Raw genomic sequence first — 2,803 nt, 5'->3', positions numbered from 1 at the left:
ACCCTGATCTACACCGTCGGCGCCACCCTGGGCTCCGTCGTCCTCGGCCTGATCGCCGCGCTCGCCCTGCGCACGCCCTTCCGCGGGCGCGGCCTGCTGCGCGGCGTGATGCTCCTGCCCTACGTCGCACCCGTCGTCGCCGTCGCCTTCGTCTGGGAGGTGGCCCTCAGCCCCCAATACGGCATCGTCAACGAATGGGGCCGCTCCCTGTTCGGCTGGGACGACCCCATCGCGTTCCTCTCCACCCGCGAGTACGAAGTCAGCCTGCTCGGCGCGCACTTCGACATCCCCCTGGCGCTGCTCACCGTCATCGCCTTCGAGACCTGGCGCTACTTCCCCTTCGCCTTCCTCTTCATCCTCGCCCGGCTCCAGGCCGTGCCCAGCGGCCTGGAGGAAGCCGCCAAGGTCGACGGCGCCACACCCCTGCAACGCTTCCGGCACATCCTGCTGCCGCAACTGATGCCCGTCATGGCCCTGCTGTGCGTCCTGCGCTTCATCATGACGTTCAACAAGTTCGACGACGTCTACCTGCTCACCAACGGCGGAGCGGGCACCGAGGTCGCCGCGGTGCGGGTCTACGACTTCCTCACCTCGCGCTACGACGTCGGCGCCGCAGCCGCCCAGGCCCTGGTCCTTGCCGCCGTCCTCATGGTGCTGCTCGGCCTGTACTTCAAGTTCTTCGGCAAGAAGGTCCAGGAGGAGTCGTGATGTCGCCGCTTTCCATGACACGCACCCAGTTCGAGGAGCGCCTCTTCGGCGTCCTGCGGTGGGTCGTCATCGCCTTCCTCGCGGTGATCACGATCGTGCCCTTCTACTACATGGTGCTCCTGTCGGTGAAGTCCATCGACTCCCTGCTGCTCGATCCCGGCTCCCTGTGGGTCTCCGCGAAGGAGTTCACCCTCAGCACCTACGAGAACGTCATGAAGCCCCAGTCCGAAGGCGGACAGGGATTCCTGAAGCTGCTGCTCAACTCGGCGCTCGTCTCGCTCGGCACGGTCGCCCTCACCCTCGTCGCCGCCGTGCCCGGCGCCTACGCCATCAGCCGCCTGAAGTTCTTCGGCAACCGCCAGATCAGCGCGATGTTCCTCGCGGTCTACATGTTCCCGGCGACGCTGCTCGCCGTCCCTCTCTTCGTGATGTTCGCGAAGCTCGGGCTGTCCTCCAGCCTGGCGGGCCTGGCCATCGTGTACGTGGCGCAGACCGTGCCCGTCTCGATCTACATGCTGAAGAACTACTTCGTGACCATCCCGTACTCCATCGAGGAAGCCGCCGCCCTCGACGGCTGCTCGCGGCTGCAGGCCCTGCGCAAGGTGATCCTGCCGCTGGCCGTGCCGTCCCTGATGGCAACCGGGCTGTACGTGTTCATGATCGCGTGGAACGAGTTCCTCTTCGCCCTGCTCTTCCTCGCGGCCGACCCCGACAAGTGGACGGTCTCCCTTGGCCTTGCCCAACTGTCCAACGGCATCGAGGTCTCCAAGACCGTGCTCATGGCCGGGTCCGTGGTCCTGACCATCCCCGTGATACTTCTGTTCTTCGCCGCGGAACGCCTGTTGACCGAGGGCCTGACCAGCGGTGCCGACAAGAGTTGACGGGTACGGAATCCCGTGGTCCCGCGAGAATCCAGAGACGGGGAAATGATGCCGGCGAACCAAGCGAGCCCGGGCCACCTGCTGCAGCTCATCCGCAGCGGGGAGGCCACCACACGCAGCGAACTCCTGCGCGCCACCGGTCTGTCACGATCGACCGTCGGCCTGCGCCTCGACCAGCTCTTCGGCGCGGGCTGGCTGCGCGACAGCGCCGGCTCCTCCACCGGCGGACGGCCATCGGCCCTCCTGGAGTTCGACGCCTCGCACGCGGTGGTCCTGGCCGTCGACCTGGAGACCCGGCACGCGCGGGCCGCCGTCCTCGACCTGGCCGGTGACGTGCTGGCCGAGACCTCAGGCCCTGTCCTGGTCACCGACGGTCCCGCCAAGGTCATCGACACGCTGGCCGGCTGGTTCGTGCCCCTGCTCGCCGAAGCCGGGGTCGGGCCCGGCAAGGTGGCGGGGATCGGCATGTCCGTGCCCGGCCCCGTCGACTTCGACCTCGGCCAGGTCATCCAGCCGCCGATCATGCCGGGCTGGGACCGCTTCCCCATCCGGGACCAGATGCAGGCGGCGTACGCGGAGCAGGTCGGCCGCTCGCTGGAATCCGGCCCGGTGCCCGTCCTGGTCGACAACGACGCCAACCTCATGGCGTACGCCGAGCACCGCGCGGGCCACCCGGACTGCGCGGCGTTCCTGCTCATCAAGGCATCGACCGGTATCGGCGCCGGAATGGTCGTCGGCGACGAGGTCTACCGCGGCATCGACGGCGGCGCCGGCGACATCGGCCACATCCGCCTGCACGACCGGCCCGACGCGCTGTGCATGTGCGGCTCCTACGGCTGCCTCGCCGCGGTCGCCAGCGGCCGCGCCCTGGCCGGACAGCTCTCCGCGCTCGGCATTCCCACCACGTCCGGCTCGGGCGTGCACCAGCATCTGGCCGACGGCCAGCCCGACGCCATCCGCCTGGCCAGGGAGGCGGGCCAGCGCGTCGGGGAGGTCCTTGCCACCGTGGTCACCCTGCTCAACCCCGGCGTCCTGATGCTTGCCGGCGACCTCGCCGGAGCCCCCTTCATGACCGGCGTGCGCGAACTCCTCTACCAGCGCGCCATGCCCCGCACCACCGCCAACCTGAACGTGGTCACTGCGCAACTGGGCGACCGGGCAGGCCTGATGGGCGCGGGCGAGATGGTCGTGGAACACCTCTACTCGCCGGATCG

Annotated in this window: 3 protein-coding genes; all 3 read left to right on the top strand. The window is 68.9% G+C overall.

Annotated features, from left to right (window positions below; all coding sequences use genetic code 11):
• On the top strand, positions 1-708 hold a 708-nt coding region (locus ACQKIP_RS44450; protein WP_427745595.1), incomplete at its 5' end, for a carbohydrate ABC transporter permease.
• Positions 709-722: 14 nt separating this feature from the next.
• Positions 723-1,589, top strand: a complete 867-nt coding sequence (locus ACQKIP_RS44445) for a carbohydrate ABC transporter permease (protein WP_365857076.1) — start codon at positions 723-725, stop codon at positions 1,587-1,589.
• 48 nt (positions 1,590-1,637) lie between these two features.
• Positions 1,638-2,803, top strand: a 1,166-nt coding sequence (locus tag ACQKIP_RS44440; RefSeq protein ID WP_427745594.1) for an ROK family protein, incomplete at its 3' end; no start/stop codon positions are given.

Origin of the sequence: Streptomyces sp. NPDC059900 (assembly GCF_050270335.1) — a bacterium.
Lineage (GTDB): Bacteria > Actinomycetota > Actinomycetes > Streptomycetales > Streptomycetaceae > Streptomyces.
This window is presented reverse-complemented; position numbering and strand designations above follow the sequence as displayed.